Source organism: Achromobacter sp. SX5 (assembly GCF_056711425.1).
In genome coordinates this window covers 2,602,657-2,627,290 of the sequence record NZ_CM160041.1, presented here as the reverse complement: position 1 = coordinate 2,627,290, position 24,634 = coordinate 2,602,657, and the positions used below count along the sequence as shown (strand labels likewise).

General features: G+C 68.7%; 26 protein-coding genes. 10 read left to right on the top strand and 16 right to left on the bottom strand.

Going from position 1 to position 24,634, the window contains the following annotated elements; translation table 11 throughout:
• Positions 1–25 precede the first annotated feature (25 nt).
• Together AC1M14_RS12505 and AC1M14_RS12500 are read right to left on the bottom strand one after the other, a co-directional pair.
• Positions 26–754 (bottom strand): glutathione peroxidase, encoded by a 729-nt coding sequence (locus tag AC1M14_RS12505; RefSeq protein WP_102771362.1) that lies wholly within the window; start codon positions 752–754, stop codon positions 26–28.
• Between the two features lie 172 nt (positions 755–926).
• Positions 927–1,127, bottom strand: a complete 201-nt coding sequence (locus AC1M14_RS12500; RefSeq protein WP_102771363.1) for a heavy-metal-associated domain-containing protein — start codon at positions 1,125–1,127, stop codon at positions 927–929.
• 120 nt (positions 1,128–1,247) lie between these two features.
• Here AC1M14_RS12500 and cueR point away from each other — a divergent pair, with 120 nt between their 5' ends.
• Entirely contained in the window at positions 1,248–1,640 is a 393-nt protein-coding gene (gene cueR, locus AC1M14_RS12495) for a Cu(I)-responsive transcriptional regulator (protein WP_102771364.1), read from the top strand.
• Between the two features lie 8 nt (positions 1,641–1,648).
• Here cueR and rlmD read toward each other — a convergent pair whose 3' ends face one another.
• The 7 genes from rlmD to surE form a co-directional block, all read right to left on the bottom strand.
• The gene (gene rlmD, locus AC1M14_RS12490) at positions 1,649–3,091 is read right to left on the bottom strand and encodes a 23S rRNA (uracil(1939)-C(5))-methyltransferase RlmD (RefSeq protein ID WP_479731699.1); all 1,443 of its coding nucleotides are present in this window, start codon (positions 3,089–3,091) and stop codon (positions 1,649–1,651) included.
• A gap of 85 nt (positions 3,092–3,176) precedes the next feature.
• Positions 3,177–3,929 carry a TorF family putative porin gene (locus AC1M14_RS12485; RefSeq protein ID WP_102771366.1) on the bottom strand — a complete coding sequence of 251 codons (753 nt, stop codon included), beginning with the start codon at positions 3,927–3,929 and terminating at the stop codon, positions 3,177–3,179.
• A 279-nt stretch (positions 3,930–4,208) separates the two neighbouring features.
• Positions 4,209–4,799 carry a hypothetical protein gene (locus AC1M14_RS12480; RefSeq protein ID WP_102771367.1) on the bottom strand — a complete coding sequence of 197 codons (591 nt, stop codon included), beginning with the start codon at positions 4,797–4,799 and terminating at the stop codon, positions 4,209–4,211.
• 173 nt (positions 4,800–4,972) lie between these two features.
• A complete protein-coding gene (locus AC1M14_RS12475) occupies positions 4,973–5,752 on the bottom strand; it encodes a 3'-5' exonuclease (RefSeq protein WP_102771368.1) in 780 nt (259 codons plus the stop codon).
• Positions 5,749–6,600, bottom strand: a complete 852-nt coding sequence (locus AC1M14_RS12470) for a peptidoglycan DD-metalloendopeptidase family protein (RefSeq protein WP_102771369.1) — start codon at positions 6,598–6,600, stop codon at positions 5,749–5,751. Before AC1M14_RS12470 ends, AC1M14_RS12475 begins: the two co-directional genes overlap by 4 nt.
• A 17-nt stretch (positions 6,601–6,617) precedes the next feature.
• Positions 6,618–7,442 (bottom strand): protein-L-isoaspartate(D-aspartate) O-methyltransferase, encoded by an 825-nt coding sequence (locus AC1M14_RS12465; RefSeq protein WP_168202108.1) that lies wholly within the window; start codon positions 7,440–7,442, stop codon positions 6,618–6,620.
• Positions 7,427–8,185 carry a 5'/3'-nucleotidase SurE gene (gene surE / locus AC1M14_RS12460; protein ID WP_102771370.1) on the bottom strand — a complete coding sequence of 253 codons (759 nt, stop codon included), beginning with the start codon at positions 8,183–8,185 and terminating at the stop codon, positions 7,427–7,429. The genes AC1M14_RS12465 and surE overlap by 16 nt, the downstream gene beginning before the upstream one ends.
• 183 nt (positions 8,186–8,368) lie before the next feature.
• Between surE and plsY the strand changes: the two genes are divergently transcribed.
• Positions 8,369–9,010 carry a glycerol-3-phosphate 1-O-acyltransferase PlsY gene (gene plsY, locus AC1M14_RS12455; RefSeq protein ID WP_102771371.1) on the top strand — a complete coding sequence of 214 codons (642 nt, stop codon included), beginning with the start codon at positions 8,369–8,371 and terminating at the stop codon, positions 9,008–9,010.
• 24 nt (positions 9,011–9,034) lie between these two features.
• Here plsY and tsaD read toward each other — a convergent pair whose 3' ends face one another.
• Positions 9,035–10,069, bottom strand: a complete 1,035-nt coding sequence (tsaD, locus tag AC1M14_RS12450; RefSeq protein WP_102771372.1) for a tRNA (adenosine(37)-N6)-threonylcarbamoyltransferase complex transferase subunit TsaD — start codon at positions 10,067–10,069, stop codon at positions 9,035–9,037.
• A gap of 68 nt (positions 10,070–10,137) precedes the next feature.
• On the opposite strand from tsaD, the gene AC1M14_RS12445 reads away from it, so the two are divergent.
• From AC1M14_RS12445 to AC1M14_RS12425, 5 genes are all read left to right on the top strand, one after another.
• Positions 10,138–11,430, top strand: a complete 1,293-nt coding sequence (locus tag AC1M14_RS12445) for an NCS2 family permease (protein WP_102771373.1) — start codon at positions 10,138–10,140, stop codon at positions 11,428–11,430.
• Positions 11,431–11,608: 178 nt separating this feature from the next.
• Positions 11,609–12,613 carry an LLM class flavin-dependent oxidoreductase gene (locus AC1M14_RS12440; protein ID WP_111825017.1) on the top strand — a complete coding sequence of 335 codons (1,005 nt, stop codon included), beginning with the start codon at positions 11,609–11,611 and terminating at the stop codon, positions 12,611–12,613.
• A 143-nt stretch (positions 12,614–12,756) separates the two neighbouring features.
• Positions 12,757–13,131, top strand: coding sequence for a thioredoxin family protein (locus AC1M14_RS12435; protein WP_111825016.1), 375 nt, complete (start codon positions 12,757–12,759; stop codon positions 13,129–13,131).
• Between the two features lie 197 nt (positions 13,132–13,328).
• Positions 13,329–14,504, top strand: a complete 1,176-nt coding sequence (locus tag AC1M14_RS12430; RefSeq protein WP_479731698.1) for a YjgN family protein — start codon at positions 13,329–13,331, stop codon at positions 14,502–14,504.
• Between the two features lie 10 nt (positions 14,505–14,514).
• Positions 14,515–15,513 (top strand): M48 family metallopeptidase, encoded by a 999-nt coding sequence (locus AC1M14_RS12425; protein WP_479731697.1) that lies wholly within the window; start codon positions 14,515–14,517, stop codon positions 15,511–15,513.
• 14 nt (positions 15,514–15,527) lie between these two features.
• Here the strand turns inward: AC1M14_RS12425 and AC1M14_RS12420 are convergent, their stop codons facing one another.
• The 5 genes from AC1M14_RS12420 to AC1M14_RS12400 all read right to left on the bottom strand — a co-directional run bounded on the left by AC1M14_RS12420 (position 15,528) and on the right by AC1M14_RS12400 (position 19,576).
• The gene (locus AC1M14_RS12420) at positions 15,528–16,112 is read right to left on the bottom strand and encodes an IMPACT family protein (protein ID WP_102771848.1); all 585 of its coding nucleotides are present in this window, start codon (positions 16,110–16,112) and stop codon (positions 15,528–15,530) included.
• 27 nt (positions 16,113–16,139) lie between these two features.
• A complete protein-coding gene (locus AC1M14_RS12415) occupies positions 16,140–16,961 on the bottom strand; it encodes a type 2 periplasmic-binding domain-containing protein (RefSeq protein ID WP_102771849.1) in 822 nt (273 codons plus the stop codon).
• Between the two features lie 5 nt (positions 16,962–16,966).
• Positions 16,967–17,740 (bottom strand): ABC transporter permease, encoded by a 774-nt coding sequence (locus tag AC1M14_RS12410; protein WP_102771378.1) that lies wholly within the window; start codon positions 17,738–17,740, stop codon positions 16,967–16,969.
• Entirely contained in the window at positions 17,737–18,735 is a 999-nt protein-coding gene (locus AC1M14_RS12405; protein WP_102771379.1) for an ABC transporter substrate-binding protein, read from the bottom strand. Before AC1M14_RS12405 ends, AC1M14_RS12410 begins: the two co-directional genes overlap by 4 nt.
• A gap of 70 nt (positions 18,736–18,805) precedes the next feature.
• Entirely contained in the window at positions 18,806–19,576 is a 771-nt protein-coding gene (locus tag AC1M14_RS12400; protein ID WP_479731696.1) for an ABC transporter ATP-binding protein, read from the bottom strand.
• Between the two features lie 219 nt (positions 19,577–19,795).
• On the opposite strand from AC1M14_RS12400, the gene AC1M14_RS12395 reads away from it, so the two are divergent.
• From AC1M14_RS12395 to AC1M14_RS12385, 3 genes are all read left to right on the top strand, one after another.
• A complete protein-coding gene (locus tag AC1M14_RS12395) occupies positions 19,796–21,037 on the top strand; it encodes a CaiB/BaiF CoA transferase family protein (protein ID WP_479731695.1) in 1,242 nt (413 codons plus the stop codon).
• 50 nt (positions 21,038–21,087) lie between these two features.
• The gene (locus AC1M14_RS12390) at positions 21,088–22,053 is read left to right on the top strand and encodes a Bug family tripartite tricarboxylate transporter substrate binding protein (RefSeq protein ID WP_479731694.1); all 966 of its coding nucleotides are present in this window, start codon (positions 21,088–21,090) and stop codon (positions 22,051–22,053) included.
• A gap of 65 nt (positions 22,054–22,118) precedes the next feature.
• Positions 22,119–22,901, top strand: coding sequence for an enoyl-CoA hydratase/isomerase family protein (locus AC1M14_RS12385; protein ID WP_102771384.1), 783 nt, complete (start codon positions 22,119–22,121; stop codon positions 22,899–22,901).
• Between the two features lie 38 nt (positions 22,902–22,939).
• Here the strand turns inward: AC1M14_RS12385 and AC1M14_RS12380 are convergent, their stop codons facing one another.
• Complete coding sequence (locus AC1M14_RS12380; RefSeq protein WP_168202106.1) at positions 22,940–24,544, bottom strand: ABC-F family ATPase; 1,605 nt, start codon at positions 24,542–24,544, stop codon at positions 22,940–22,942.
• Positions 24,545–24,634 lie beyond the last annotated feature (90 nt).

The following is a 24,634-nucleotide window of genomic DNA, read 5'->3' as shown; positions in this document are numbered from 1 at the left end:
CGTACGCCCCGGCCCCGGCAGGCGCTTAGCCGATGCGCGCCTTCAGTTCTTCCAGGCCGCCGACCAGCGAGCCGTTGATGAACACCTGGGGAGCGGTGCCCTTGCCCGAGACCGCGCCGATCACGCGGCCGCGGACCTTGTTGTCCAGCGGGATCTCGATCGCGGAGTAGCCCTTGGCGTCCAGCAGCGCCTTGGCTTCGATGCAGAACGGGCAGCCCGGCTTGGAGAACACCACGACCTGGTCCGGCTTCTTGGCCTTCGGGGCGAAATACGCCAGCATGGTGTCGGCGTCGGACACTTCGAACGGGTCGCCTTCCTTTTCCGGCTCGATGAACATCTTTTCGATCACGCCGTCCTTGACCAGCATCGAGTAGCGCCAGCTGCGCTTGCCGAAGCCGAGGTCGCTCTTGTCGACCAGCATGCCCATGCCTTCGGTGAACGCACCGTTGCCGTCAGGCAGCAGCGTGATATTGGACGATTCCTGGTCCTTGGCCCATTCGTTCATGACGAAGGTGTCGTTGACCGACACGCACACGATGCTGTCCACGCCGGCTTCGAAGAAGGCGGGCGCCAGTTCGTTGTAGCGCGGCAGGTGCGTCGAGGAGCAGGTCGGCGTGAAGGCGCCGGGCAGCGAAAAGACCACAACGGTCTTATTCTTGAAGATATCGTCCGAAGTGACCTTCTTCCAGGTATTGTCTTCGCGGACGGGGAAAGTAACGTTGGGGACTCGTTGGCCTTCGCGGTTCTGCAGCATTCAATCTCTCCTTGGGGTAGCGGGGTCTTGTTCAACCACCATGGAAAGAATGATAAACGCCAGCTATTAATTAATCAAATTTAATAATTTTAATTAATTGATAGCCTAAGGCAATCGGCCCCGGGGCCGCCGGCCGGCAGGCGGGGACTTGCGCCGGCGGCCCCAAGGGAGATTACACGCGCGACGGCTCGTAGCCGGCATCGCGGATCGCGGCCTCGATCGCGGCGGCCTCGCCCGCGCCCGTCACGATGACGCGGTGCGACGGCAGATCCACGGTGACGGTCGCGCCCGGCGCGGCCTGGGTCACGGCGCCGGTGATGGTCTTGACGCAATGGCCGCAGGTCATGTCGGGCACTTGGAACTCGATGCTCATGTCTATCTCCAGAGGGATTCAAGGTTGGCGGACGCTGTTTTGTCCACCGTGAACACAGCTTAAACCTTCCAATTGTGTCAAGGTCAAGCGTAGAATGGGACGACACTACGGAGGTTGGCCATGAACATCGGCGAGGCGGCGAAAAGCTCCGGCATTTCCGCCAAGATGATCCGCTACTACGAAAGCATCGGCCTGATCGGCCCGGCCGTGCGCACCGACTCGGGCTACCGCGTCTACAGCGAGCACGACCTGCACACCCTGCGTTTCGTGCGCAGGGCGCGCGACCTGGGATTCTCGGTGGAACAGATGAACGAGCTGCTGGCGCTGTGGAAGGACCGCAGCCGCGCCAGCGCCGACGTCAAGCGCATTGCGCTCCAGCACGTGGACGAGCTGGAGCGCAAGGCCGAGGCGCTGCGCGAGATGGCCGCCACCCTCAAGCACCTGGCGCGCACCTGCCACGGCGACCAGCGGCCGGACTGCCCTATCCTGGAAGGCCTGGGCAGCGCGCACTAGCGCCCGCTTCAGGCCTGGACCGGCGTCTCGGCGGCGGCTGCCGCGGCCAGCTTGGCGGCCTGCGCGGCCTCGGCCTCGGCGGCGGCCCTGGCGGCGCGTTCGCGCGCGCGCTCCTTCACCGCATGCACGCCGTCGGCGTCCAGCGATTCGAACACCGCGATCGACTCCACGTGGCCGGTGTGCGGGAACATATTGATCACGCCGGCGCTCTTGAGCACATAGCCGCCCTCGTGCACCAGGATGGCGGCGTCGCGCGCCAGCGTGGCCGGATTACAGGACACGTAGACGATGCGGCGCGGACGCTCCTGCGGCTCCAGCTGCGACAGGGACTGCGACACGGCCTGCGCGCCCTCGCGCGGCGGGTCGATCAGCATGCGGTCGAAATAGCCCAGGCCGCGCAGCCAGTCCACGTCGACCTCGAACAGGTTCAGGGTCGCGAAGCTGGTGCTGCCGGCCAGGCCGTGGCGCGAGGCGGCCTCGAGCGCGCGGTCGGTCAGCGCCTTGCTGCCCTCGACGCCCACGGCTTCGCGCGCCTGCGTGGCCAGCGGCAGCGTGAAATTGCCCAGGCCGCAGAACAGGTCGGCCACGCGGTCGGTGGGCTGCACTTCCAGCAGCTGCAGCGCGCGCGACACCATGGCGCGGTTGATGGCGTGATTGACCTGGGTGAAGTCGGTGGGCCGGTACGGCATGCGCAGGCCGAACTCCGGCATGGCGTAGGCCAGCGCGTCGCCGTGCTCGCGCTCCAGCGGATGCACGGTGTCCGGCCCCTTGGCCTGCAGCCACCACTGCACGTTGTGCCTGGCGGCGAAGGCGCGCAGGATGGCGATGTCGCCGTCGGTCAGCGGCAGCAGATGGCGCAGCACCAGCGCGGTCACGCCCTCGCCCAGCGACACCTCGATTTGCGGCATGCGGTCCGGCGCCGACATCGAGGCGATCATGGCCCGCAGCGGCAGCAGCAGGTCGCTGACGTGGCGCGGCAGGACGTGGCATTCGCGCATGTCGGCCACGTAGCTGCTCTTGCGTTCGTGAAAGCCCACCAGCACCCCGCCCTTCTTCGGCACCACGCGCACCGACAGGCGCGCGCGGTAGCGATAGCCCCAGGTCGGGCCTTGCAGCGGCGGCAAAATGCGCGCCGGGCGCAACTTGCCCACGTGCCAGAACGTGTCCTCCAGCGAGCGCTGCTTGATGGCCACCTGCGTGCTGGGTTCGAGATGCTGCATGGCGCAGCCGCCGCAGACGCCGAAATGCGGGCAGCGCGGGGCGACGCGCTGCGACGAGGGCCGCAGCACTTCCTCGACGCGCGCGATCTCGTACGAGGGCTTGCGCCGCACCGTGACGGTCGAGACCCGCTCGCCCGGCAAGGCGCCTTCCACGAATACGACCTTCCCGTCGCGGCGGGCGATACCCCTGGCTTCCAGGTCCAGGGATTCGATACTCAAAACGTCAGACATCTCACGCAGTCCAGAATTACACGCAACCCGGTATTGTAAAAGGACTGCGCCCGATCCCGGAAATGGCCCGAGGCCCGTCCGCCGCTCAGAAGGCGCGCGCCACCGAAAACACCGCGCCCAGCCGCCCTGAGGGGTGGCCGTACTTGGTGGGCAGCCAGTTGTCCCGGGTCGCGCCCACGGCGGCCAGGCCCAGCACCCAGCCCTTGAGGTCCTTGGTCACGCCGAGCTTGTAGTCGACGTAATGGCCGATGGCGTCGCCGTCCATGTCGGTCTGGTTCTTCAGCTTCTGGTAGCCGACGTGGCCCACCAGGCCCCAGCCGTCGCCCAGGTCGAAGTTGGCCGTGCCGTCCAGGTACCAGGTGCCCTTGCTGTCGGGCGTGCTGAAGAAATCGCTGGGCGTGTACGAGTACTTCAGGCTGTAGCTGCCGTAGGAGACGCCCAGGTACAGGTCGGTGTTGTTGTAGTTGCCGCCCTTGGGCGAGCTGGAGCCGGGATAGTAGTAATGCAGCACGCCGGCGTCGAGCGCGAAGCCGCCGCCGACGTCGCCCTTCCAGCCGCCATAGAAATCCATTTCCAGGTTGCCGTCGGTGAAGACGAAGTCGGAGACGTTGGAGTTCCAGTTGCCCAGGTAGAAGCCGGAGCTGTGGGTCAGGTCGAAGCCCAGCTGCACGGCCGGGCGGAAATCGGTTTGCGAGTAGCCGCGGAACCGGTAGTCGCTGACGATGGCGGCATTGCCGCTGAGCGCGAATCCGCCGCCCAGGTCGGTGGGTTCGGCCAGCGCGGGCGCGGCGAAACTGGCGGCAAGCACAAAGGGCAAGGCGGGCAGCGTCTTCTTCATGGTGCAAAGTCCTGGTCGGATTCGAGGAAGGCGGACGGCCTCGGGGCGCGTCCGCGCCGGCCAGCCAGGAGCGGCGGCCGGTTACCGACTCATCAAGCAATGTCCATGCCAGGCCGCGGATGCCGCAGGCGGCAGCCCCGAAGCGCCCGGAATCGCCCTTTCATGCACCAGCGGCGTGCAGCCCGCGCGCCGCCATGCTCCAAAACAGGGAGCCCCCGGCACGCGCAGGCGTGGCGGGGGCTGCGATCACCGGCCGGCCTTGCGGCCGGGGTGCGGGGTTCAGTTGGCGGCCGGGGCCGTTTCGGCGGGCGCCTTGCCCTTGCCGTGGCGCGCTTCCATCTTGGCGTGGCGCTCCTGCATGCGGGCCTGGCGCTCCTTGACCATCGCGGTGACCTGGCCGCGCTGGGTGTCGTTCAGGCTGTCCCAGACGGCCAGCCACTGGTCGCGCACCTGCTTGGCCTGCGCGCCGAAGGCGTCGCGCGACTTGTCGGACGCTTCGACCAGCGCCCGCGGGTCCAGCTTGCCGCTGTCGAGCTGCGCCTTGAGCAGGTCATGGCGCTTGCCACCGGCCTCGCGGCGCGCCTCGTGCAGGCTGCGCTGGCTGTCCTGGGCGGTCTTGAACAGGGCCTGCTGTTTCTCGTCCAGCTTGAGTTCGGCGACCTGCGCCTTGGTCACGGGACCCAGGCCGGGAATCATCAGGCCGTCGCGCATGGCTTTGTGGAAGCCGCCGCCGCCGTGATGGCGCTGCTGCATGGCGGCGGGGCCGCCGTCAGCCGTGGGAGCAGCCATGACGGCGCCGGCCGCGAGGCCGCCGGTGGCGACGACGAAAGCGAGAGCGGCCAGGTTGGAGCGGATAGCGAATCGGGACATGTGGGTCTCCTTGAGTGAAGAAAGCGAGACCATTGTGCGATTCGCCCGGTTTCAGCCGGGTTTCGTGCGCGCAAGCGATGTTTCAGTCGATTGCGCGGGGCGTCCTTTACGTGGGGCGCCCTTTGCGCGGGGCGTCCTTTGCGCGGGGCGTCCTTCACGCGGGTGTGTTGCGCTCAGTTGGCGTCCCAGGCCGCCATGTATTCCTTCCAGTGCGGCGCGTCGCTGGCGCCGAGGGTGTCGCGCACCAGCGCGATCTCGGCCTCGTAGGCGGCGCGGTCGAGTTCGCCGCGCAGGAAGCGGAAGCGGCAGTACACCAGCCAGGTGTTGACCACGTCGGTTTCGCAATAGGCGCGCACTTCGTCGGCGCGGCCCTGGCTCCAGGCTTCCCAGACCTTGCTGCCGTCCATACCCAGCTTGCCGGGAAAGCCGCAGAGCTTGGCCAGCTCGTCCAGCGGCGCGTTGGCGCGGCCGTTGTACTTGGCCAGCAGGTCCATCAGGTCCAGGTGGCGGGAGTGGTAGCGCGAGATGTAGTTGTTGAACTTGAAATCGCGGTCTTCCTCGCCCATGTCCCAGTAGCGCGGCGCGGGCACGCCCTGGATCAGGCTGCGGTAGTGCAGCACCGGCAGGTCGAAACCCGAACCGTTCCAGCTCACGAGCTTGGGCGTGTAGCGTTCGATGGTCTTGAAGAAGCCCGCCAGCAAGGCGGCCTCGGGGTCGTCGGCCTGGCCCAGCGTCTTGACGCGAAAGCCCTGGTCGTCGCGGAACACGCAGCCCACCACCGCCACCTTGTGCAGGTGCAGCGGCAGGAAGTCGTGGCCGACCGCCTCGCGGCGCGCGGCCAGCGCGCGCTCGATCACTTCCTGGTCGGAAACCTCGGGCCCCCAGCCGTTGAGCTTGCGCAGCCCCTCGGCGTCGGGGATGGTTTCCAGGTCGAATACCAGGGTGGGCGTCATCGCGCGGGCAGGTATTGCATGGGGTCCACCGGCTGGCCCTGGCGGCGGATTTCGAAGTGCAGGCGCGGCGAGGTCGTGTCGCTCTGGCCGAGTTCGGCGATCTTGGCACCGCGCTTGACCGTCTGGCCGGTCTTGACCAGCACCGAACGGTTGTGGGCATAGGCCGTGATGAAGCCGTTCTGGTGCTCCACGATGATGAGGTTGCCCAGGCCGCGCACGCCGTTGCCGCTGTACTTGACCAGGCCGTCGGCCGCGGCGATGACCGGATCGCCCAGCGCGCCGGCGATGTCGATGCCCTTGCTGCTGGCGTTGAAGCCCTGCACGATCTGGCCGTTGGCCGGCCAGCCCCAGTTGATGACGCCGGCGTCGGCGGCGCGCGTGGCGGGCTTGGTCTCGACCGGGGCCGGCGCCGGGGTCGGCGTGGTTTCGGGCGGCGGCGTGGTGGTTTCGGGCTGGTCTAGCGGACGCGGCTGCGTCTTGGTGCCGGTGATCGGCGCGGTCTGCGCGCCGCCGGTGGCGCTGCCCGACATCTTCAGCACCTGGCCGACGGAGATCTGGTTGGGGTCGCTGAGGTTGTTCCAGCGCTTGACGTTCTCGATGTCCACGTTGTTGGCGCGGGCGATCTTGTATAGCGTGTCGCCCGGCTTGACCACATAGGTGCCGCCGGGCTGGGTGGCGGGCGCGGGCTGCCCGCCGGTCATGTCGACCACGGGCGCGCGAGTGCCTTTGGATGCGCAGCCGGCCAGGATGGCCAGGCTGAGCGCCCCCGCGATGAAGAGCGGGCGACGCAGGCGCGCCGACGGCGCGCCCAGAGTGATATCGGTCAGTTGCAACTGCCCGTTGAGCATACGTTTCTCCTGTTTGCTCAAGATTGTATTCCGGCCCGTAGCGGCACAAAGCGCACGGCCTCTAATTCTGTGCGTTTCCAGCTGGCCGCGCCCGTGCGTTCGATCAGAACCAGGCGCTGGTTGGCGCCCCCTTCCGGAGCGATCAGGCGGCCCCCCGGCGCCAGCTGCGAAAGCAGCGCTTGCGGGATGGCCAGGCCAGCGGCAGCCACAACGATAGCATCGAACGGCGCCACGCCGGGCAGGCCCAGCATGCCGTCGCCGTAGATGAGGCGTATCCTCGTCGTCAGCCGCAAGGCGCGCAGGTGTCCGCGCGCCAGTTCGTACAGTCCGCGGATGCGCTCGATGGTATGCACCTCGCGCACGAACTGCGCCAGCACCGCGGCCTGGTAGCCACAGCCGGCGCCGACTTCCAGCACCCGCGTGGGCGCGCGGTCCTCGCAGACCGCGGCAATCATGCGCGCCACCACCCAGGGCTGTGAAATGGTTTGCGAATGGCCGATGGGCAGCGCCGCGTCTTCGTAGGCGCGGCTGGCCAGCGCCTCGTCGACGAACAAGTGGCGCGGCACCGCGCCCATCGCGTTGAGCACGCGCTCGTCGCTGATGCCTTGCGCGCGCAGGCGCTGCACCATGGCCTGGCGCAGGCGGTCGGAGTTCAGGCCCAGGTTGCCGCCGGAGGCCGGCGCCGGCGCCTGGGCCTGGCGCGGCAGCGTGGCCGCGGAAATCCGGGTATTGCTGTTGGCCGGCGTGACGCCGGGGCTGAGCCGGCCAGAGTCGTAGCGCGCCGGGCCGCTGCGGCCGGGCACGGGCTGCGACACGTCCGGCTGGCTTATGCGTTTGCGCATAGCGGCTCCGCCCAGTTACGGATCTCGTCGAGCTGGCTGTGCTGGGTCAGGTCCAGCCGCAGCGGCGTGACCGACACGGTGCCCTGCTCGACGGCATGGAAGTCCGTGCCCGGAGCCGCGTCGGCCGCCAGGCCGACGGGGCCGATCCAGTACACCGTGTCGCCGTAAGGCGTGGTGGTGCGCACCACCGGCTGCGACGGATGGCGCTTGCCCAGGCGGGTGACGGCGAAGCCGCGCATGTCTTCGTAGCGGCGGCTGGGAATGTTGACGTTGAGCAGCACCGGCGCGGCCAGCGGCTGGGCCAGATGGCGCTCGACCACCTGGCGCGCGGCGCGCGCGGCGTCTTCGATGTGGGCCCAGCCTTTTTCGGCCAGCGAGAAGGCGATGGCGGGAATGCCGAACAGATAGCCTTCGCTGGCCGCGGCCACGGTGCCCGAATAAAGCGTGTCGTCGCCCATGTTGGCGCCGTTGTTGATGCCCGAGACCACCAGGTCCGGGCGCGCGTCCATCAGGCCGGTGAGCGCCACGTGCACGCAGTCCGACGGCGTGCCGTTGACCGCGATGAAGCCGTTGGAGGCGGTGCGCACCGACAAGGGGCGGTTCAGCGTGAGGGAGTTGGAGGCGCCGCTGTGGTTGGTCTCGGGCGCGACGACGGTGAGGTCGCCCAGGCCTTGCAGCGCCGACACCAGCGCTTCGAGCCCGGGGGCGGAGTAACCATCATCGTTCGAAACCAGAATTCGCATTGTGCATCCGAAAGAAAACAAGACACGGTGGACGTGTCCGATTGTACCGTCCGCAGAGGCCATCCGGATGACGGGGTTGAGGTCCGGGCGGCGGCGCCCCGCTCGATAACCCGTAGCCGGGCGCGGCGCGCGGCGCGGTAGAATCCGCAGCCATTACGACATACCAACGGACTCCCCCTTTCCATGGCGATCACCGCAACCTCCTTCGCGTTCCATCTTGCGCTCATCCTGCTGGCCTATCTGATCGGCTCGGTGCCGTTCGCGGTGGTGGTCAGCAAGCTCATGGGCCTGCAGGACCCGCGCAGCTACGGCTCCAAGAATCCCGGCGCCACCAACGTGCTGCGCACCGGCAACAAGACCGCCGCCGCGCTGACCCTGCTGGGCGACGCCGCCAAGGGCTGGTTCGCGATCTGGCTGGCCGAAAAGCTCGCTCCCGGCATTCCCGTCGGGCCGCTGTCGGCGGTGGCGCTGGCCGCTTTCGTGGGCCACCTGTATCCGGTGTTCCTGGGCTTCAAGGGCGGCAAGGGCGTGGCCACCGCGCTGGGCGTGCTGGTGGCGATCCAGCCCTGGCTGGCGGTGGCCACGGCCGCGACCTGGCTGATCGTCGCCATCTTCTTCCGCTATTCCTCGCTGGCCTCGCTGGTGGCGGCGTTCTTCGCCCCGGTGTACTACGTGTTCGGCTCCGGCCTGGCCTGGCGCGCCCAGCCCGCCATGGGCGTGGCGCTGGTCATCATCGGCGTGCTGCTGTTCTACCGCCACCGCGCCAACATCACGCGCCTGGTGCAGGGCACGGAAAGCCGGATCGGCGGCGGCAAGAAGAAATAGGCGGCGGCGCGGCGCCCTGCCCGCTCAACCGATCTCCGCCAGGTCCCACCGAGGCCTGACCGTAAAGCTGTGCGGCGCGTCCGCATCCAGCACCGCCAGTCCGGCCTTGACCCGCTCGGCCGCCGCGAACGCGATCATCGCGCCGTTGTCGGTGCATAGCGCCAGCGGCGGGAAATAGGCGGTCGCCTTCAGCGGCTTGAGCGCGGCCGCCAGGCGGGCGCGCAGCAACTGGTTGGCGCCCACGCCGCCGGCCACCACCAGCCGCTTCAGGCCGGTCTGCTTGAGCGCGCGGACGGCCTTGGCCGCCAGCACCTCGACGATGGCGGCCTGCGTGGCCGCGGCGAGGTCGGCGCGGGTCTGTTCGTCCAGGCCGCCCGCCGCCTCGGCGGCCTTGACCCGGGTCAGGACGGCGGTTTTCAGGCCGCTGAAGCTGAAATCCAGGTCGCCGCTGTGCAGCATGGGGCGCGGCAGGTCGAAACGCGCGGCGTCGCCGCTGGCGGCCAGCCGGGCCAGCGCGGGGCCGCCCGGATAGCCCAGGCCCATCAGCTTGGCGGATTTGTCGAAGGCCTCGCCGGCAGCGTCGTCCAGCGTTTCGCCCAGCAGTTCGTAGCGGCCCACGCCGTCGACCCGCATCAGCTGGGTATGGCCGCCGGACACCAGCAGCGCCACGAAGGGGAAGTCGGGCCGCGGGTCGGCCAGCATGGGCGACAGCAGGTGCCCTTCCAGGTGATGGATGCCGATGGCCGGCAGATGGCGCGCCCAGGCGAACGATTGCGCGACGCTGGCGCCCACCAGCAGGGCCCCGGCCAGGCCGGGGCCGGCGGTGTAGGCCACCGCGCCCACGTCGGACATCTGCAGGCCCGCTTCGTCCAGCACCTGGCGGGTCAGCGGGATGACGCGGCGGATGTGGTCGCGCGAGGCGAGTTCCGGCACCACGCCGCCGTATTCCTGGTGCATGGCGATCTGGGTGTGCAGCGCGTGGGCCAGCAGGCCGCGTTCCGTACAGACGGCCGCGACGCCGGTCTCGTCGCAGGAGCTTTCAAAGCCGAGAATAATCATGGCGGCAGAGTTTACAACTGATGCGAAAATAGCGGCCCGCAAGCCTGTTAAACATACTGGGGACTCGAATGCTGGAGAAGCTATTCAAGCTGCGTGAACACGGTACGAACGCCCGTACCGAGCTCGTGGCGGGCCTGACGACATTCCTGACGATGTCGTACATCATATTCGTCAATCCGGACATCCTGTCGTCGACGGGCATGGACCGCAACGCCGTGTTCGTGGCCACCTGCCTGGCCGCCGCGCTGGGCTCGCTGGTGATGGCGCTGATCGCCAACTGGCCCATCGGCATGGCCCCAGGCATGGGCCTGAACGCGTTCTTCGCCTTCACCGTGGTCAAGACCATGGGCTACACCTGGGAGCAGGCGCTGGGCGCGGTGTTCATCTCCGGCGTGATTTTCCTGTTCCTGACGATCTCCGGCATCCGGGTATGGCTGGTCAAGGGCATCCCGCATTCGCTGCGCAGCGCCATCGCCGCGGGCATCGGGCTGTTCCTGGCCATTATCGCGCTGTCGAACGCCGACATCGTGGTCGCGCATCCGGCGACCAAGGTCACGCTGGGCGACCTGACCAAGCCCGGCCCGCTGTTCGCGATCCTGGGCTTTTTCATCATCGCCGCGCTGGACGCGCTGCGCGTGCGCGGCGCCATCCTGATCGGCATCGTCGCGGTCACGCTGCTGTCGATGGCGCTGGGCTACAACGAATTCAAGGGCATCTTCGCCGCGCCGCCCAGCCTGGCGCCGACGCTGTTCAAGCTGGACATCCTGGGCGCCCTGCACAGCGGCTTCGTGCACGTGATCCTGGTGTTCGTGCTGGTCGAAGTATTCGACGCCACCGGCACGCTGGTGGGCGTGGCCCGGCGCGCCGGCCTGATGCCCGAGAACAAGCCCAACCGCCTGGGCCGCGCGCTGTTCGCCGACAGCTCGGCCATCGTGGCCGGCTCGATGCTGGGCACCAGCAGCACCACGGCCTACGTGGAAAGCGCCTCCGGCGTGCAGGCGGGCGGACGCACCGGCCTGACCGCGCTGGTGGTGGCGCTGCTGTTTCTGGCCGCGCTCTTCATCTCGCCGCTGGCGGGCGCCGTGCCGGCCTACGCCACCGCGCCCGCCCTGCTGTACGTGGCCGGCCTGATGATGCGCGAGCTGATCGACATCGACTGGAACGACGTGTGCGAGGCCACGCCGGCCGCGCTGACCGCGCTGGTCATGCCGTTCACGTATTCGATCGCCAACGGCATCGCCTTCGGCTTCATCAGCTATGTGGTGCTCAAGACCGCCACCGGCCGGGTGCGCGACGTGCATCCCGCCACCTGGCTGGTCGCGGCCCTGTTCGTGATCCGCTACGCCTTCTATCCGGGCTAGCGGCACGCTGCGTCGATTGTCCCCGTCAATCGGGGACATAGATTGAATCCATACAACCCGCCAGCGCATAAGGTTGCTGGCGGCTGCGGTTGAAATCGCCGATACACTCCCCAAGTATCCTGTATATGGAGTCCACCTTGCGTTTCAACCGTCCCACCCCCTCCTGCAGGGCAGTCCGATGAGCAGCCTGGCCCGCATCCCGTTTTCCGTCCTCGACCTGGCCCCCATCGTGCAGGGCCGCGACGCCGCCGACGCCTTCCGCAACACGGTGGCGCTGGCGCAGCACGTCGAGCGCCTGGGCTACCGCCGCTTCTGGCTGGCCGAGCACCACAACATCAACGGCGTGGCCAGCAGCGCCACCGCGGTGCTGATCGGCCACGTGGCGGCGCATACCAGCACCCTGCGGGTGGGTTCGGGCGGCGTCATGCTGCCCAACCACGCGCCGCTGATCATCGCCGAACAGTTCGGCACGCTCGAAACCCTGTACCCGGGGCGTATCGACCTGGGCCTGGGGCGCGCGCCAGGCAGCGACGGCGCCACGCAGCACGCGCTGCGCCGCGGCCCGCGCAGCGGCCTGGAGTTCCCCTCGCTGGTCGAGGAACTGCGCGGCTTCCTGGCGCCTTCGCGGCCCGGCCAGCCGGTGCGCGCCATACCCGGCGAAGGCCTGGACATCCCCATCTGGCTGCTCGGCTCCAGCGATTTCAGCGCGCGGCTGGCGGCCGAACTGGGCCTGCCGTTCTCGTTCGCCGGGCATTTCTCGCCCGAGGGCATGGCGGCGATGCGGCTGTACCGCCATCTGTTCAAGCCATCGGCGACGCTGGCCCGCCCCTACGCCATGATAGGCGTGCCGGTGGTGGCCGCGGAAACCGACGAGCAGGCCCGCCGCCAGGCCACCACGCAGCAGCAGAAATTCCTGTCCCTGGTGCGCGGCAACCGGCTGCAGCTGCAGCCGCCCGTCGACAGCATGGACGGGCTGTGGAACGAATGGGAGCGTGAAGCGGTCAATCAAAGACTGGGCGCCGCCATCGTGGGCGGGCCGGAAACCGTGCGGCGCGAGCTGGAGGCGCTGGTGGCCGAAACCGAGGCCGACGAGGTCATGATCGTCTCGGATTTCTACGATATTGCCGACCGCCTGCGCTCCTTCGAAATCGTCGCAGCCCTGAAGCAGGACGCCACGGCCTGAAGGCGTCCCCGACCGCGCCCGCTCCCGGCGCCAACCATTGCGACGCGACCGCCACCCGCTCTACTATGGCCAAAAGCGCATAGAACGCCGTAGCGTCGCCAACCCCGACACCGCTTTCGCCGTACACGCGGCAAGGATGCAAAATGAGTATTGTTGAACTCACCAAAGACAGCTTCCAGGATGCCATCACTCCCGACGGCACCCTGATCGTCGATTTCTGGGCGCCCTGGTGCGGCCCGTGCCGCGGCTTCGCCCCGGTCTTCGAGCAGGCCGCCACCGAGCACCCGGACGTCACGTTCGCCAAGGTCAACACCGACGTCGAACAGGAACTGGCCGGCGCGCTGGGCATCCGCTCGATCCCCACGCTGATGGTCTTCCGGGAGAAGGTGCTGCTGTTCTCGCAGCCCGGCGCCCTGTCCGGCGGTCAATTGAACGAACTGCTGGCCAAGATCAAGGAAGTGGACATGGAACAGGTCCACAAGGAAATCGCCGCCGCCCAGAACGGCTCGGACGCGTAATCGCGCGCTAACGTGATGGCGTAGGATGGGCATGGCGCGCGCGCACCGGGGCAAACACACCACCGCCCAGCGCGCGCAGCCCACCGGGCGGCGCAGGCCGCCATTTTCCGGCAAGCTTGTATCAGACCCATCTCATATATAGATGAGATAGATACTCAATACGATTCACGCACGTTCCCCACCCTGGAAATGTGCCGATGAATCCACCGATCACGGCCGGCGATCAGGTCCCCGGTCCAGCCCCCCTCCCCGCCGATTCCGCCGCAGGCCCGCGGCGCACCCTGCCGGTCGAATTCCACGGCCGCGCGCTCGATTACTTCCGCGTCTGGATCGTGAACGTGCTGCTCACCGTCGTCACGCTGGGCGTCTGGTCCGCCTGGGCCAAGGTGCGCACGCGGCGCTGGTTCTACGGGCACACGCGCATCGACGGCCACAGCTTCGACTATCACGCGACAGGCCGGCAGATTCTTGTCGGCCGGATCATCGCGTTGGCGGTGCTCGTCGCCGCTTCCATAATCAGCCGGCTCTCGCCGGCCGGCAGCCTGGCCGTCACCATCGCCATCCTGTGCCTCCTGTCCTGGACGGTCAACGCGGGCCTGCGTTTCAGCGCGGCCATGATGTCCTGGAGGAATGTGCGTTTCGGCTTTCAGGGCAATTACATGCGCGGGGCTTGCGTCTTTCTGCTCATGCCCGCGATCGCGGTATTGACGCTCGGGCTGCTGACCCCGCTCGCCTCGCGCATGGCGGGGCGCTACGTGGCCGGCGGCTACCGCTACGGCAACGCCGCCTTCGCCAGCACCCCGCGGCTGGGCTCGCTGTACGGCGCGCTCTTCCTCAGCATCCTGGTGTTCTTCGTGATCATGATCCTGGGCCTGCTGCTGGCGGCCGCCGTCGCCGCGGCCGATGGCATCGACGTCTCGATGGAGACGCTGGCGCTCGACTGGTACGCCTTCCTGTACGCCCCCGAGGGCCGGCCTCCGGCCTATGATTCGGGCCTGCTCAAGCTGCTCATCGCGGCGCTGGGCCCCAGCTTCTACGCCGCGTTTTTCATCGCCGGGTTGTACTACGGCGCCTGCCTGCGCAACGAGCTGTTCAAGCGCCTGACCCTGACGGGCGGACACCGCATGCAGAGCCGGCTGTCGCCGCTGGTCCTGATCTGGATCGTGATTTCCGGCCTGGTGGCCGCCGTCGTCACGCTCGGGCTGGCCTACCCCTGGGCGCGCGTGCGCCACTACCGCTACCTGACACAAAGCCTGACCGTGCTGGCCGCGCCGGGACTGGACGACCTGGTCTCGCAGCAGCAGAACGCGCCAGGCAGCTTCGGGAGCGAATTCAGCGAGCTCGAAGGCTTTGGCAGCGCGGCCATGTTCTGATCCCGGTCCGGTGCGAGGACGTCTGTTCAAGTCCGGCGCCGCCGCGCACCGCCCGGCCACGCTCACGCGGCAAGCCGACGGTTCCCTGCTGCTGGACGATGGCGGTACGCCGCGGGTGCTGGCGCCCAGCGCGCTGCGCTGGTCCAGCCGCATCGCCGATACGGCGCGGCGCGCGACCTTGCCCGGCGGCGCCGTGTTCGAGACTTTCGACAACGACCGGGTCGACGCCCTGAGCCGCCGCGGACCCGGCCTGTTGCACCGCCTGGAACGCCTCGGCACGTTGCGGCTCACGCTGACGGCGGCGCTGGCCCTGGTGGCGGTGCTCATCGGACTGCGCTGGGCCGTGCCCTGGCTGGGCGACGCGGCATCGCGTTTCGTGCCGCGCGCGGCCGAGGCCCGCATCGGCGCCGCGTTGCTGGACACGCTGGACCGCCTCTCCTTTCAACACAGCGATCTGCCCGTTGCCACGCGACAGGCCATCGAGGCCGAATTCAACGATCTGTCCGTCCATGCCAGCGCGCCGCCCGGCAGCCTCGGGCTGATTTTTCGGCGCGGCGGCAAGCTGGTGGGCGCCAATGCGCTGGCCTTGCCCGGCGGCCAGGTCGTGGTCACCGACGAGCTGGTTGCGCTGGCGCCCCGGCCCGCCGACCTGGCCGGCGTGCTCGCGCACGAGATCTCCCACGTCGAGTACCGGCACGGCATGCGCCGCCTGGGCCGCCTCGCGGGCCTGTCCGTCGTGGTCATGCTCATGACCGGGGATGGCGTCGGCGCGGTATACGACCTCGGCACTCTGGGCGCCGGCCTGCTCGACCTGGGCTACTCGCGCGGCTTCGAGCGTGAAGCCGACGCGCGCGGGGCCGCCCTGATGCGACGGGCCGGCAAGAATCCCGACACGCTGGCGCTCATGCTCGAGCGCCTGAGCGCGGCGTCGGGCGAGGGCCTGCCGGGCTGGCTGTCGAGCCATCCGCCCACGCAGGAACGGGTGGATGCGATCCGCGCGCGCCGGTAGTCAGCGCGCCCCGGTCACTCCACCTCCCACCCTGCCCGCCCGCGCGTGATGTTGGCCACGGTCAGCGCCAGTTCATCGACCGCGCCGCGCGGCACGGAAAAGCGCAGCGTCACGCCGGCTTCGTTGAAATCCTCTTGCACGATGGCGGCGCCGGCCTGCGCCAGCCGGGATTTGAGCAGCGGCAGTTCGGCAAAGCCGCAGCTGCAGGAAACCGTGGCGAGGTCCACGATCTCGGTGCGCTGCCCCAGCCGCAGGCAGTTCGCCGCGCAGCCGCCATAGGCGCGCACCAGGCCGCCCGCGCCCAGCTTCACGCCTCCGAACCAGCGCACCACCAGCACGGCCACCCGGTCCATGTCCTGGCCTTCGATGGCCTGCAGTATGGGGCGGCCGGCGGTGCCGCCCGGCTCGCCGTCGTCGTTGAAGCGGTATTCCTGGCCGATGCGGTAGGCCCAGCAGTTGTGGGTCGCCTCGGGGTCGCTGTGTTCGGCGAAGAAGCGCATGGCCTCCTCCACCGTCGCCACCGGCGCCGCGTAGGCGGCGAAGCGGCTTTTCTTGATGTCTTCCTGGTAGGAACAGGGCGCGGTCAGCGTGTGCGTCATGCCCGGCATTGTAAGTGCAGCGCGACGCTAGCCGTGGCAGTCGGGCACTTCCTGGTCCAGATAGACGTCGAAGGCGACGTCGCGCGCCCATTTGGCGGTCATGGCGCGCCAGGCGCCGGCGCGCTCCCAGGCGCGCATTTCCTGCGCCAGCCAGCCCCGGCTGGCCGCGGCGTCGGCCGGCAGCAGCCAGACGCGTTCATGCCGCGCGCCGTCGGCGGCCAGCGTGGACGAAAACTTCTTCCATTCCGGAAAGCGCATCAGCGGCTCCCACACCGCGTCGTCCACCAGGCCGATGTCGCAGCTGCCTTCGCGCACCGCGACCAGGGCGTCGGACGGCACGCGATAGGTGCGCACCACCGCGCCCCAGCGCTGCGCCAGTTCGCGCGAGGCCGACGCGGCCTCGGCCATGCAGACGCTGCGTCCGCGCGCGTCGGCCGGCTGGCGCAGGCGGGTGTCGCTGCGGATCACGGCCTTGGGGCGATAGGCGTAGCCCGTGGGCTGCGCGGCGACCGGGCCCGGCTGGTCCGCGCCGCCCTCGGCCAAAGCGAGATCCACCTCGCCCGCCGCGAGCGCGGCCGCGGCGGCGGCCGGCGGCAGCTCGCGCAGCCGCACCGGCAGACCCAGGCTCTGCCCGAGCCGCTCGGCCATGGCGGCGTCCAGCCCGTCCGGCGTGCGGATCTTGGCCCCGGCCGCGGGCGGCGGCGCCAGGTACGGCACGCCCACCACCAGCTCGCCGCGCGCGCGCGCCGCGGCGAAGGCTTCGGGCTGCGCCTGCGCCGCGCCCGACAGCGCCAGGCAGGCGCCGAGCGCGAGCAGCCTCAGACGGGCGGACAGGTTGCGGGTCGCCATGTCGTTCACACGTACTGGTAGCGCAGCAGGCGGTGCTTGAGGTTTTCGAGCACGAACTGGTCGATCAGCGCCGCCAGCACCGCGATGACCAGGATGTTGGTCATGACGCCGGTCATGTCGGCGATCTCGCCCGAATAGGCCAGCGAACGGCCCAGGCCCTTGCCGAAACCGATCAGCATCTCGGCCGAGATCAGCGCGCGCCAGGCGTTGCCGAAAGCCAGCTGCGCGCCGGTGATGAGCTCGGGCATCACGGCCGGCAGGTAGACGCGCTTGACCAAACCCCAGGGCGTGGCGCCCATGACGCGAGCGGCCGAGACGTGCACGCGCTGCACCGATTCGGTGGCGTTCATCACGCTGAGCGCGGCCGGGAAGAAGGCCGACAGCGCCACCACCACGATGATGGGCGTGTTGCCGAAGCCCATCACGATCAGGAACAGCGGCACCCACGCGATCGACGGGATCGATTGCAGGATGACGATGGCGCTGCGCAGCACTTCGCGGAAGAAGAACAGCACGGCCGCCACCAGCCCGAAGCCGATGCCGGCGGCCAGCGCCAGGCCGTAGCCCGCGCCCAGGCGTCCCAGCGTGCCCAGCAGGCTCTGGTGGAAGGACTGCTTGCCCAGGTCCTCGAACAGGCGCTCGACGACGGTGGGCACGCCCGGCATCAGGAAGTCCGGCAGCGCCAGCGAAGCCAGCTGCCACAGGGCCAGGATGAACAATACGCCCAGCACGCCCGCCAGATGCTTGCGGGCGCCGGTGACTCGGGTGGATGCGCTCAAAGCTTGCGAGCCTCTTGCCAGGACAGGTCGACGATGCTGGAGACGTCGTACGGCTTGCCGTCACGCGTCTTCAAGGAACCCTGGGCCTGCAGGATGTCGGCGATCTCCTGCATGCGGCGCGTGTCCTTCTCGGTCAGCTTGGGCGTGAACACCTGCGTGCCGATGGCTTCGGCGATCACCGTCTCGCGCGGCAGTTCGCCGCGGGTCAGGGTCTTGAGCGTGGGCTCGGCGATGAAGTAGGAGGCGATCAGCTTGGAGGCCTGGGCCGGTTGCTTCTGCAGCAGCTCGATGGCCTGGTTCTGCGCGTCCAGCGCCTTCCACACGTCGTCCTTGCGCTTGGCCAGGGTTTCGCCGGAGGTGATCACGACCATGCACGGAAACGGCCAGGCCTGGCCGACTTCATAGATCTGCTTGACCGGGGCCACCAGCTGCGCGATGCGGTCGTAGGGCTCGAACAGGAAGGCCGCGTCCACGCGCTTGCCCACCAGCGACTGCACCGCCACGGCCGGGCTCACGCCCATGATGTTGACGTCGTCGGCGGCCAGGTTGCCCTGCTTGAGCACCACGCCCTTGAGCACCACGTCGGCCGTGCTGCCTTCGGCCTGCGAGGCCAGGGTCTTGCCCTTGAGGCCGGCGATGTCCTTGATGCCGGTATCGTCGCGCACGATCAGCGAGTGGTAGCCCTGCTGCGCGCCGCCCACGACCTTCAGGTCGGCGCCCTTGGAGGCCCAGGCCACGGCGTTGGTGAAGCCCAGCACGCCGATGTCGAGCTGGCCGCCGACGATGGCCTTGATGAGGTCGGTGCCCGACTTGAATTCGATCAGTTCGGAATCCAGGCCGGCCTTCTGGTAGTAGCCGCCTTCCTGGGCGACGATGGCCTGCGCATCGTCCATGACGCGCAGATAGCCCACGCGGAATTTTTCGGCGGCCATCGCGGGGGCCGCTGCCAGCAGCGCCGCGGCCAGCGGCAGGGACAGCCATTGCTTGAATTTCATGAGGGAGCTCCAGGGGAATCGGAAACGGCGGCGCTTGCGCGCCGCCGCGAAAAACAGGCGCGCCGCGCCGTCAGGCGGCCAGGGCGAGGTCGGCGTGCGCGTCGGACCCGTCCACGGCGATGCCGAGCAGGCGCAGGATCTCGCGCTTTTCGGCGACCAGGCCGGACAGGTCGTGGGTCTTTTCGTGGTGCGCCAGGTTGAACTCGCGCAGCACCCGCGCCGGGCGCGGGCTGAACACGATGATGCGGTCGGCCAGGAACAGGGCTTCGTCCACGTCGTGGGTGACGAGCAGCACGGTGGGCTTTTCCTGGGCGATCAGCTGGCGCAGCACGTCCTGCAGGCTCAGGCGGGTCAGCGCGTCCAGCGCGCCGAAGGGCTCGTCCATGAGCAGGGTCTGCGGCTGCGCGATGAAGGCGCGGGCCAGCGCGGCGCGCTGGCGCATGCCGCCGGACACCTGGTGCGGGTAGTAGTCCTCGAAGCCGGCCAGGCTGACGCGGGCCAGCCACTGGCGCGCGGCCTCGCGGGCGCGGGCCTTGGGCGTGTTCTGGAACTCCAGCGCCAGGGCCACGTTGTCCAGCAGCGTCAGCCAGGGATAGAGCGCGTGCTCCTGGAACACCAGGGTGCGGCTGGGATGCGGGCCGGCGACGGCCTGGCCGTCGGCCAGCACGCTGCCAGCCGTGGGCTTTTCCAGGCCCGCCGCCAGGTGCAGCAGGGTCGACTTGCCGCAGCCCGACGGGCCGACCAGGGCGACCAGTTCTCCGGTCTTGATTTCGCTGGCGAAGCCGTCCACCACCGGCAGGTCGCCGAAATGCTTGTGGACTTGGTCGAAGGTGAGATTCATGGAACGAGCCGTGGCGGATGGAAAACGAGGCTCCAATCTAACAATTCGTTATATGAATCCAAACGATCAATATCGAATGTCTTAACTGCTTCCGGTAATAAAGCCATGCCGGCAATACCGGAATCGAATCGCTGCCACATAAAACGATATTGGACGCCGCGGCCCACGCTCATTAAGGTGGTCCGCATACATAACGGGGCCCACCCCGATCGGAGACATATGGAGCCGGACCATACCGACGCCGCGCGTCCGCGCGGCGCCCTTTCGCATCTGAAGGTACTGGACCTGACGCGCGTGCTGGCCGGCCCCTGGGCCACGCAGACGCTGGCCGACATGGGGGCCGAGGTCATCAAGGTGGAGCGCCCCGGAGAAGGCGACGACACCCGCGGCTGGGGTCCGCCCTTCCTGGTGGACGCCGACGGCGCCGAAACCCGGGATTCCTCGTACTTCCTGAGCGCCAACCGCGGCAAGCGTTCCATCACGGTGGACCTGGCCAAGCCCGAGGGCCAGGCGCTGATCGTGGCGCTGGCGCGGGATTCGGACGTGCTGGTGGAAAACTACAAGGTCGGCACCCTGGCGCGCTACGGGCTGGACTACGACAGCCTGCGGGCGGTGAACCCGCGCCTGATCTATTGTTCGATCACCGGCTTCGGGCAGGACGGGCCGTACGCGCCGCTGCCCGGCTACGACTTCGTGTTCCAGGGCATGGGCGGGCTGATGAGCATCACCGGCGACCCCGCAGGCGAACCGATGAAGTCGGGCATCGCCATCACGGACCTCCTGACCGGCGTCTACACCAGCACCGCCATCCTGGCCGCCGTGGAATACCGCCACGTCAGCGGCGCGGGCCAGCACATCGACATGTCGCTGCTGGACTGCGTGGTCACCATCTCCTCGTACCAGGCCATCAATTACTTCCTGTCCGGCCGGGTGCCGCAGCGCATGGGCAACGCCCATTCCAACATGGTTCCCTACCAGGTGTTCGCCTGCAAGCAAGGCGAGGTCATCGTCGCGGTGGGCAACGACGCCCAGTTCCGCGCCTTCTGCGGCGCCATCGGCCGCGCCGAGCTGGCGGCCGACGAGCGCTACGCCACGGCCGGCGCGCGCAACCGCCATCGCGCCACGCTGATTCCGCCCATCGCGCAGGCCATGCTGGCGCGCACCATGGCCGAATGGGTCGAAACGCTGCAGGCGGTCAACGTGCCCTGCGGCCCCATCTACGACATGGAGCAGGTGTTCCAGGACCCGCACGTGCGCCACCGGGGCATGCAGCTGTCGCTGCCGCACGGCGCCGGCGTGGAGACGCCTTCCGTGGCCAACCCCATCCGCCTGAGCGACACGCCGCTGCGCTACGAGCGCGGCGCGCCGACGCTGGGCGAGCACACCGACGCCGTGCTGCGCGAACGCCTGGGCCTCAGCCAGGCGCGCATCGCCGAGCTGCGGGCCAAAGGCATCGTCTGACCACCCCGACCGCCGTCGCGACGGCCATGCCCCCCTCAGGAGACACCACCATGCGCATTCTCTCCGCTGCGGCCTGCGCCGCGCTGGCCCTGTCAGCCCTGGCGCCCGCGTCCGCGCGCGCCCAGGACGCGCCGGTCCGCTTCGTCGTGCCCTACCCGCCCGGCGGCGCCGCCGACCAGATCGCCCGGCTGGTGGCGCAGGCCGTCGGCAAGGACGGCGAGGCCCCCATCATCGTCGAGAACAGGCCGGGCGCGGCGGGCATGATCGCCGCCGACCACGTGGCCCGCGCCAAGCCCGACGGCAAGACCTATTTCGTCGGCTCCAACGCGCCCCTGGTGGTGAACCAGGCCTTGTACGCCAAGATGAACTACGACCCGGCCAAGGACTTCGTGCCGGTCTCCGGCATGGCCAAATCGCCGCTGTTGCTGGTGGTGCGCCCGGACCTGCCGGCGCAGGACGTCAAGTCGCTGGTGGCGCTGGGCCGGCAGGCCCCGGGCAAGCTCACCATGGGCTCGGCCGGCACCGGCAACATCACCTACCTGGCCGGCGAATATGCCGTCAGCAAGCTGGGATTCAAGGTCACGCACGTGCCCTACCAGGGCAGCGCGCCGGCCATCGTCGGCCTGATGGGCGGCAGCACCGACATGATGTTCGACGCCCTGCCCTCCAGCATGACGCAGGCGCAGGCCGGCAAGATCCGCCCCTTCGCCGTGCTGGACGACAAGCGCTTCGCCGGCCTGCCCGAGGTGCCCACGGCCGCCGAGCTGGGCTATTCCGGCATCGAGGCCAGCGCGTGGTTCGGGCTGGTGGCGCCGGCCGGCACGCCGCCGGCCATCGTCGAACGCATGAACCGGGGCGTGAACCAGGCGCTGGCGCAGCCCGAGCTGCAGCGCAAGCTGACCGGCATCGGCGCGGTGCCCATGCCCGGCGGCCCCGCCGTGTTCGCGGCCTTCGTGCAGGCCGAGAGAGACCGCTGGCTGCCGGTGGCCCGCGACCTCGGCCTCAAGGCGCAGTAAGCAGACACGAGGAAACCACGGCATGATCACCGTGGATTCCAACAGCAACAAACCAAGGAGCACCGATGACTTTGAAGATCACCCGCCACGGCGCCACCGCCGTGCTGACCATGGACCGTCCCGACCAGCGCAACGCGCTCAGCACGGACATGCGCGAGGCGTTCTCGCGCGCGCTGCCCGAATTGCGCGACGACGACGGCGTGAAGGCCGTGGTGCTGACCGGCGCCGGCGGGCATTTCTGCGCCGGCGGCGACATCAAGGCCATGACCGAGGCGCATGCGCAGGGACTGGACGCGTTCGAAGGACGCGAGCGCATCCGCAAGATCCACCGCTGGTACGACACGCTGGTGGACCTGGAGAAGCCCGTGATCAGCGCGGTCGATGGCGCGGCCTTCGGCGCCGGCCTGTCGCTGGCGCTGTGCGCCGACTATGCCATCGCCAGCCGCCGGGCCACGTTCTGCGCGGTGTTCGCCCGCATCGGCTTCGTGCCCGACATGCTGGGCATGTACCTGTTGCCGCGCGCCGTGGGCCTGGCGCGCGCCAAGGAACTGGTGTTCACCGCCAGGGTGTGCGCGGCCGACGAAGCGCTGCGGCTCGGCCTGGTGCAGGCCGTGTGCGACGGCGATCCGCTGGAGCAGGCCCTGATCATGGCCGAGCGCTTCCACGCCGCGCCGACGCAGGCGCTGGGCCTGGCCAAGACCATCATGAACCGCAGCTACGAGTCCACCCGCGAGGACGTCTACGCGCAGGAAGCGATGGCCCAGGCGATCTGCCGCGACAGCGCCTACCACCGCGAAGCCGCGCGCCGCTTCGTCGAGAAACAGCCGCTTGCCTACAAATGGGATTGAACGGCTTGCGGGCCGCCGACGGCGGCCCGGGCCCGGCCTCAGGCGTCGATGCCGCGCGAGGTCAGGTACTCGTCGTAGGTGCCGCGGTAGTCGACGATCTCGCCGGACGGCAGGATCTCGATCACGCGCGTGGCCAGGCCGGACACGAATTCGCGGTCGTGCGACACGAACACCAGCGTGCCCTGGTATTTCTCCAGCGCGAACTGCAGTGATTCGATCGATTCCATGTCCAGGTGGTTGGTGGGCTCGTCGAGCAGCATGACGTTGTGCCGGCCCAGCATCAGGCGGCCGAAGGTCATGCGGTTCTTTTCGCCGCCGGACAGCACCTTGGGCGCCTTGGGCAGGTCGTCGGCCGAGAACAGCAGGCGGCCCAGCACCGAGCGGATCGACTGGTCGTCGTCGCCGGGCTGGCGGTGTTCGCCCATCCAGTCCAGCAGGTTGATGTCGGTCTGCTGGAACTGGTCGGAGACGTCCTGGGCCATATAGCCCAGATCGGCGTTTTCCGACCACTTCACGGTGCCGGCGTCCGGCGCCAGGTCATTGGCCAGCAGGCGCAGCAGCGTGGTCTTGCCCACGCCGTTGGCGCCGATGATGGCGATCTTCTCGCCCGCCTCGACCATGGCCGAGAAGTTCTTGATGACCGGCGCGTCGTAGGCCTTGGACAGGTTCTCGACGTTGACCGCCTGGCGGTGCATGACCTTGTTCTGCTCGAAGCGGATGTACGGGTTCTGGCGCGACGAGGGCTTGACTTCGACCTGCTCCGACTTGATGCGGTCGATCTGCTTCAGGCGCGAGGTGGCCTGGCGCGACTTGGACTTGTTGGCGGCGAAACGGCGCACGAAGTCCTGCAGTTCGGCGACGCGCTCCTTGGCCTTGGCGTTGTTGGCCACCAGGCGCTCGCGGGCCTGGGTCGAGGCCAGCATGTAGTCGTCGTAGTTGCCCGGGTAGATGCGGATCTCGCCATAGTCCACGTCGGCCATGTGCGTGCACACCTGGTTCAGGAAGTGGCGGTCGTGGCTGATGATGATCATGGTGCTCTGGTAGCTGTTGAGCACGTTTTCCAGCCAGCGGATGGTGTTGATGTCCAGGTTGTTGGTGGGTTCGTCCAGCAGCAGCACGTCCGGGTTGGAGAACAGCGCCTGCGCCAGCAGCACGCGCAGCTTCCAGCCCGGCGCCACTTCACGCATGGGCAGGTTGTGCTGGTCCACGGCGATTTCCAGGCCCAGCAGCAGCTCGCCGGCGCGGGCCTCGGCGGTGTAGCCGTCGTACTCCGCGAACTTGGCCTCCAGCTCGGCGGCGCGCATGTAGTCGTCCTCGGACGCCTCCGGGTTGGCGTAGATGGCGTCGCGCTCGGACATGGCGGCCCACATCTCGGTGTGGCCCATCATCACCACGTCCAGCACGCGCTGGTCTTCGAAGGCGAACTGGTCCTGGCGCAGCTTGCCCAGGCGCACGCCCGGCTCCAGCGAGACGTTGCCGGCCGAGGGCTCCAGATCGCCGCCGATGATCTTCATGAATGTCGACTTGCCGGACCCATTGGCTCCGATCAACCCGTAGCGGTTGCCTTCTCCGAACTTGACGCTGACGTTCTCGAAAAGGGGCTTGGGACCGAACTGGATGGTGAGATTGGCAGTGGATATCACGGTGTGGGTAGGGGGTATGAGGTGCTGCGGGCGCCAGAGGACGCGCGCGGGAAACCTGACATTGTAGCAAGCCGGTCTTTCCCGCGCCCC